This is a genomic window from Flavobacterium algoris, assembly GCF_048158525.1.
Lineage (GTDB): Bacteria > Bacteroidota > Bacteroidia > Flavobacteriales > Flavobacteriaceae > Flavobacterium > Flavobacterium algoris.
In genome coordinates this window covers 21,089-28,100 of the sequence record NZ_JBLNKT010000041.1, presented here as the reverse complement: position 1 = coordinate 28,100, position 7,012 = coordinate 21,089, and the positions used below count along the sequence as shown (strand labels likewise).

6 protein-coding genes are annotated in these 7,012 nt (G+C 33.1%); all 6 read right to left on the bottom strand.

Going from position 1 to position 7,012, the window contains the following annotated elements; all coding sequences use genetic code 11:
- Window positions 1-120 precede the first annotated feature (120 nt).
- Genes ACM55I_RS15435 through nrfD form a run of 6 tightly spaced genes read right to left on the bottom strand, consistent with a single transcriptional unit; the run spans window position 121 to window position 6,980 of the window.
- Window positions 121-1,917 (bottom strand): cytochrome c oxidase subunit I, encoded by a 1,797-nt coding sequence (locus ACM55I_RS15435; protein WP_416847729.1) that lies wholly within the window; start codon window positions 1,915-1,917, stop codon window positions 121-123.
- 31 nt (window positions 1,918-1,948) lie between these two features.
- A complete protein-coding gene (locus ACM55I_RS15430) occupies window positions 1,949-3,103 on the bottom strand; it encodes a cytochrome c oxidase subunit II (protein WP_416847728.1) in 1,155 nt (384 codons plus the stop codon).
- Window positions 3,104-3,122: 19 nt separating this feature from the next.
- Window positions 3,123-4,475: a quinol:cytochrome C oxidoreductase gene (locus tag ACM55I_RS15425; protein WP_416847727.1), complete on the bottom strand. Its 1,353-nt coding sequence runs from the start codon at window positions 4,473-4,475 to the stop codon at window positions 3,123-3,125.
- 27 nt (window positions 4,476-4,502) lie between these two features.
- On the bottom strand, window positions 4,503-5,051 hold the full coding sequence (locus ACM55I_RS15420; RefSeq protein WP_416835981.1) for a c-type cytochrome: 549 nt from the start codon (window positions 5,049-5,051) through the stop codon (window positions 4,503-4,505).
- An 8-nt stretch (window positions 5,052-5,059) separates the two neighbouring features.
- Window positions 5,060-5,584, bottom strand: a complete 525-nt coding sequence (locus ACM55I_RS15415; protein ID WP_039108742.1) for a DUF3341 domain-containing protein — start codon at window positions 5,582-5,584, stop codon at window positions 5,060-5,062.
- Window positions 5,577-6,980: an NrfD/PsrC family molybdoenzyme membrane anchor subunit gene (gene nrfD, locus ACM55I_RS15410; protein WP_416847726.1), complete on the bottom strand. Its 1,404-nt coding sequence runs from the start codon at window positions 6,978-6,980 to the stop codon at window positions 5,577-5,579. Before nrfD ends, ACM55I_RS15415 begins: the two co-directional genes overlap by 8 nt.
- Between the last annotated feature and the right edge of the window lie 32 nt (window positions 6,981-7,012).

Genomic DNA, 7,012 nt, shown 5'->3' with positions numbered 1-7,012 from the left:
CAAACTTTTAGAACAATTATTAAGGCAATATTTTCAATTTTTAATAAATTTCTGCTAAATCAGGTATTCCTTAAAACAAGTAGAGGCTATCTTTTCAGACAACCTCTTTTTTATTTTTATTTAGTGATGAAGAACTTCTTCTCCTTCTTTCATTGGAACATTTTGAGGTACAAAATCCACATCATGCGCTGGATTACTGTAATCATAAGGCCAACGGTGTACTTCAGGGATTTCACCTGGCCAGTTCCCGTGAATATGCTCTACTGGTGCAGTCCATTCAAGAGTATTTGACCTCCAAGGATTCTGAACCGATTTTTTACCATAGAAAATACTACTGAAAAAATTGTACAAGAAAACCAATTGAAAAGCTCCACCAATTAATGCAAAAGTAGTTATAAGAACATTTACATTTTGTAAATCATCAAACAATGGAAAGTTAGTATTTGTATAGTAACGTCTAGGTAAACCAGCTAATCCGATAAAGTGCATTGGAAAAAACACACCATAAGCACAAACTGCAGTTACCCAAAAGTGAACATACCCTAAATTTTTATTAAGCATTCTTCCAAACATTTTTGGAAACCAGTGATAAATTCCTGCAAACATACCATAAAGAGCAGATATACCCATTACTAAGTGGAAGTGAGCAACTACAAAATACGTATCGTGAACATTAATATCCAATGTACTATCACCAAGGATAATACCTGTCAAACCACCTGTAATAAAAGTAGAAACCAAACCAATTGAAAACAACATAGCAGGATTCAATTGTAAATTTCCTTTCCAAAGTGTTGTAATATAATTAAACGCTTTTACTGCAGAAGGTATAGCAATCAACAAAGTTGTAAATGTAAATACAGATCCTAAGAATGGATTCATACCCGAGATAAACATATGGTGACCCCACACGATTGTAGATAAAAATGCGATTGCCAAAATTGACATAATCATCGCTCTGTAACCAAAAATTGGTTTACGAGAGTTAGTTGCAATAACTTCAGAAGTAATCCCTAAAGCCGGTAATAATACAATATATACTTCAGGATGCCCTAAGAACCAAAATAAGTGTTCAAACAATACCGGTGAACCTCCTTGGTAATGTAAAACTTCACCTGCTATATAAATATCAGATAAGAAGAATGATGTACCAAAACTTCTGTCAAAAATTAACAACAAAGCCGCTGATAATAATACTGGAAAAGAAACTATACCAATAATTGCAGTTACAAAGAAAGCCCAGATAGTAAGAGGCAATCTAGTCATTGACATCCCTTTAGTTCTAAGATTAATAACTGTAACTACGTAATTTAATGACCCCATTAATGAAGATGCGATAAATATAGCCATAGAAACTAACCAAAGTGTCATACCCATTCCAGAACCTGGAATAGCCTGTGGAAGCGCACTTAAAGGAGGATAAATAGTCCAACCAGCTGAAGCTGGTCCTGCTTCTACAAATAATGAACTAATCATGATTACACTTGATAAAAAGAACAACCAATAAGAAATCATATTCATAAAACCTGATGCCATATCTCGAGCACCAATTTGAAGAGGTATTAACAAGTTACTAAAGGTTCCGCTTAAACCTGCGGTAAGAACAAAGAAAACCATTATCGTTCCGTGAATAGTAACTAAAGCTAAATAAATATCATTAGCCATAACTCCGTTTGGAGCAAATTTATCACCAAGTAATATATTAAATATTTTGAATGATTGCTCTGGCCATGCCAATTGCATTCTAAAAAGCATAGACATACCTACACCAATTACTCCCATAATAATACCTGTCAACAAGTATTGTTTGGCAATCATTTTATGATCAATACTAAAGATATATTTAGTAATGAAAGTGTCTTTATGGTGATGTTCGTGTTCGTGATCGTGTCCGTGATCGTGACCTTCTGCTGACATATGTGTATACTTTAAATTTTTCTTAATAATATTATTTCATAGCTATTTTAGCAACAGCTGCAGTATCTTTAGTACTGCTAGAATCTTTCCCAGTTCCTCCTTCTGCTGGAGCAGGAGTTTTAGAAGTTTTTACTTCTTGTACTAAAGTTGCTTTTTCGCTTAACCATTTTTTATACTCTTCAGGAGTATCAACTATAACTTTCATTTGCATGTTATAATGTGAAGCTCCACAAATTTTGTTACACAATAACAAATAATCAAATGTGTAAGGATCTAAAGCAGTTTCTCCATTTGCTACTAACTCTGCACTTTTCTTAGTTCTTATAGCATTAATATTGGCAACCTTTTCAATCATAAAAGGTAAATCTCTATATTCAGAAGTAGTGTATATTGGTGTAAAAGCAAATTCGGTAACCATACCCGGAACACAATTCATTTGAGCTCTAAAGTAAGGCATATAAGCAGAGTGCAAAACATCCTGAGAACGCATTTTAAAATGTATTTTCTTTCCTTTAGGGATATGCAATTCAGAAACAACAATATCATCTTGAGAATAAGGATCTCCTAAATCAACACCAAGTGTATTAATACCTTCAATATACCTAACATTTGCTTTACCCAAAACATTATCATTTCCTGCATATCTAGCAGTCCATTTGAATTGTTGTGCGTATAACTCAATTACTACAGTATCATCTTCGTCATCAATAAACATAATGTTAGTCCATGCATAAAGACCATAAAGGATTAAACCTGCAAGTACAACTGCTGGAATAACACTCCAAATTGCTTCTAATTTATTATTATCAGCAAAATACAAAGCTTTTTGATCTTTTTTACCTCTGTATTTAAAGGCAAAATAATGCAACAAGACTTGAGTGATTGCCTGAACAATAAATATTAAAACCCAAGTGATATTCATAAGACTGTCCACAAGAGCACCATGTTCTGAAGCTGGTGTATGAAGCACTAATGGTCCCCATTTAAACAATCCATAGATTGTGAAAATATAAATGAATGCCAAGAAACCAAACATTAAATAACCTTGAACATTATTATCATTATCCGTAGCCACTTGCGAACTGTCCGAATTAGAACCTACTTGAGTTAGGTCGAATATTTTCGTCAATTGCCATAGAGCAACAGCTAATAAAACTAAAACTATAATTACCAACAAACTTGTCATCTGTTTTTTTGTTTAAATATTAATAATGAAAATGTTTACTTTCTTCTATGTATGGATTTCTTTTAGGTAACAAAGGAGCTTTAGTTAATGCCGTAAAAACAACATAAATAAATAATCCAAGAAAGAAAAGAACAGAAGCAATTTCGGAAACACCTATAAACCATCTGTCTCCAACTGTACCAGGCATAATCATATTGAAGAAATCAATATAATGACCTAATAAGATTACTACTCCAGCCATAACTAAAATCCAAGTTATTCTTTTGAAATCAGTATTAACTAAAATCAAAATTGGAAATACAAAATTCATAACGACCGCTCCAAAGAAAGGAAGATTATATAGTTGAATTCTTGTTACAAAATAAGTAATCTCTTCAGGTATATTTGCATACCATATAAGCATAAATTGTGAAAACCATAAATAAGTCCAGAAAACACTTATTCCAAACATAAATTTAGCTAAATCATGAATGTGACTGGTATTAACATTTTCTAAGAATCCTCTAGATTTCAAATATAAAGTAACCATGGTGATCATAGTTATACCACTTACAAAGAAACTAGCAAAAACGTACCATCCAAACAATGTACTAGACCAGTGTGGATCAATTGACATAATCCAATCCCAAGACATAATAGATTCTGTTACAATAAAGAAAACTAAAAATCCTGCTGATATATTAAAATTCTTTTTGTAAGAAAGATTATCAGAAGCGGCGTCTTGGTCAATACAATTTTTTCTTGAAAAATAACGATATAAATTCCAACCTGCTAGGAAAATGGCCGCTCTAACTATCCAAAAAGGAAAATTTAAATACCCAGATTTATTAGCAATAATTTTATCATGAGCAACAACCTCTGGATCCAACCAAATAAACAAACTATTAGAAGGAAAAATATGTAACCCACAAATAATAAGAAATACGAAAAATATAACCGATCCAACCGGAAGATATGCCGTAATACCTTGCATTACTCTAAATAAAACAGGAGACCAACCTGCTTGAGCTACTTGTTGTATAGCGTAAAATGCTAAAACACCCATAGCAATAAGCATGAAAAAAATACAAGCAACATATAATGCAGCCCATGGTTTATTTTGTAATTGTGTTAGAACATGAACAACATGTTCTTTGTGTTCAGCAGCTTCTTTAACTTCATCAGATTTACTAATTTCTGTATGAGCTTCAGCTGAAGATGTTGAAACTTCATGCTTTGATTCCCCATGTCCTTCATGAGTTTCAGCAGCAAGTAGCTTTTCAACTTCTTGAATATCTTTTGGTGCAGTTAAAAAACCATATCCAATTCCTAAAAGGCCAACAGCCATTAAGACAAAAGAAAATGTTTTTAATTTACTTGAAAATGTATACATATCTATTACGATCAGTTTGTTCAACAATTATAATTTAGCTTTCAGTTTTAAAACATAAGATGCTACTAACCAACGTTCGTGTTGATTCAACTGGTTCGCATAAGACCCCATTGAATTTAAACCGTAAGTTTGAACATGAAAAACACTTCCCTCAGTTATCACCCTATCTTTATAACTTGGTACACCAAGAAATTTTCCTTGGGTTACTAATTTACCTTTACCGTTTCCTTCATTACCATGACAGATACCACAATAAATTTCAAACAATTCTTTAGATTTTTCAGCATCTTTTTCAGAGATTGAATCAAGCGGTGATTTTAGATTTAATTTAGCTAAATCATAACCCGCTGTAGAATTCTCATAATCATACGGTTCAAAACCTCTATTTATTGTTCCTACTGGAGGAAGCTGACCTTCTTTACCGTTCTTAAATGCATTTGACTCTTCATAAGTTTCATAACTTACTGGCTCATACATATTGGGCATGTATTGGTAATTAGGCTTCGAATTATCATGACAAGACGAAACTAAAATAGTAATACAAATTACAAATGTTATTTTATATAGACTTTTCATATCGACAATTAATTCTTTACAATTACTTTAACTTCTACTGCCCCTGTACCTTCAAAAAAAGAAACCAATTCACTTTCATTATCATTCACAGCAACTTCCATCAAAAAGTGATCATCTGTTGTTCTAACATCTGGATTTTCTGCTTGTTTGAAAGGCCATAGCTTACTTCTCATATAAAAAGTAATAACCATTAAATGCGCTGCAAAAAATACAGTCTCTTCAAACATAATTGGAACGAAAGAAGGCATATTTTGAATATAACTAAAACTTGGTTTACCACCAATATCCTGAGGCCAATCTTGAATCATAATGTAATTCATCATCCAAGTACCAAAAGACAAACCTACTAAACCATATATAAAAGAACATATAGCTATCCTTGTTGGGGCTAGACCCATGGCTTTATCCAATCCGTGGACAGGAAAAGGAGTAAAAACTTCCTCAATATGATGATGAGCTGCACGTGTTTTTTTAACCGCGTCCATCAAAACATCATCGTCATTATAAATGGCATATATTACTTTATTACTCATGATGTAAATCTTTATTTGCTTCTCTTTCTCTTTTGTAATTATCTCCTGTTCCTTTTAATATTGTTTTTACTTCCGCTTGTGCTATTACAGGGAATGTTCTAGAATATAACAAAAACAATACAAAGAAGAAACCAATTGTTCCTATGAATATTCCAATATCGACAAACGTTGGAGAGAACATTGTCCATGAAGATGGAAGGTAATCTCTATGCAACGATGTTACAATAATTACAAATCTTTCAAACCACATCCCAATATTTACAACAATCGAAATAATAAAAGAGAACATAATACTTGTTCTTAATTTTTTGAACCACATAAACTGTGGAGAAAAAACATTACAAGTCATCATTGACCAATAAGCCCACCAGTAAGGTCCAGTTGCTCTGTTTAAGAATGCATATTGTTCATATTCAACTCCTGAATACCAAGCTATAAAAAGCTCCGTAATGTAAGCAACACCAACTATAGAACCTGTAATCATGATTACGATGTTCATCAATTCTATGTGCTGAATAGTAATATAAGCTTCAAGGTTAGAAACTTTTCTCATAATAATAAGCAAAGTATTTACCATTGCGAATCCTGAGAAAACTGCTCCTGCAACAAAATAAGGAGGGAAAATTGTAGTATGCCAACCTGGAATTACCGAGGTAGCAAAATCCATTGATACAATGGTATGTACAGAAAGTACTAAAGGAGTTGCTAAACCTGCAAGAACCAAAGAAACTTCTTCGAAACGTTGCCAGTCTTTTGCTCTACCACTCCATCCAAAACTCAATATTGAATATACACGTTTATTAAAAGGAGTAATTGCTCTATCTCTCAACATCGCAAAATCAGGTAATAAACCAGTCCACCAGAAAACTAATGAAACAGAAAGATAAGTAGAAATTGCAAATACGTCCCAAAGTAAAGGAGAGTTAAAATTCACCCATAAAGAACCAAATTGATTCGGTATTGGTAAAACCCAATACGCTAACCATGGACGACCCATATGTATAATTGGAAATAAACCTGCCTGAATTACAGAAAAAATGGTCATTGCCTCCGCAGAACGGTTAATTGCCATTCTCCATCGTTGACGGAAAAGCAATAATACGGCCGAAATTAATGTTCCTGCGTGACCGATACCTACCCACCAAACGAAGTTAGTGATATCCCAAGCCCAACCTACAGTTTTATTTAATCCCCATGTTCCAATACCTGTAGATACAGTGTAAATGATACAACACATTCCCCAAAGAAATGCGGTTAATGCAATTGAAAATACAATCCACCAATGTTTATTTGCTTTACCTTCTACAGGCGCAGCTACATCTACAGTTACATCGTGATAAGATTTATCACCTATAACTAAGGGTTTTCTAATGGTTGCTTCGTAGTGAGACGACATAATCCTTTATATTGATTCTTAATTAATTATTT

Bases quoted from the DNA above. Each gene is read 5' to 3' on its own strand.
- ACM55I_RS15435 (WP_416847729.1), bottom strand. From the start codon at position 1,917: ATGTCAGCAGAAGGTCACGATCACGGACACGATCACGAACACGAACAT.
- ACM55I_RS15430 (WP_416847728.1), bottom strand. From the start codon at position 3,103: ATGACAAGTTTGTTGGTAATTATAGTTTTAGTTTTATTAGCTGTTGCT.
- ACM55I_RS15425 (WP_416847727.1), bottom strand. From the start codon at position 4,475: ATGTATACATTTTCAAGTAAATTAAAAACATTTTCTTTTGTCTTAATG.
- ACM55I_RS15420 (WP_416835981.1), bottom strand. From the start codon at position 5,051: ATGAAAAGTCTATATAAAATAACATTTGTAATTTGTATTACTATTTTA.
- ACM55I_RS15415 (WP_039108742.1), bottom strand. From the start codon at position 5,584: ATGAGTAATAAAGTAATATATGCCATTTATAATGACGATGATGTTTTG.
- nrfD (WP_416847726.1), bottom strand. From the start codon at position 6,980: ATGTCGTCTCACTACGAAGCAACCATTAGAAAACCCTTAGTTATAGGT.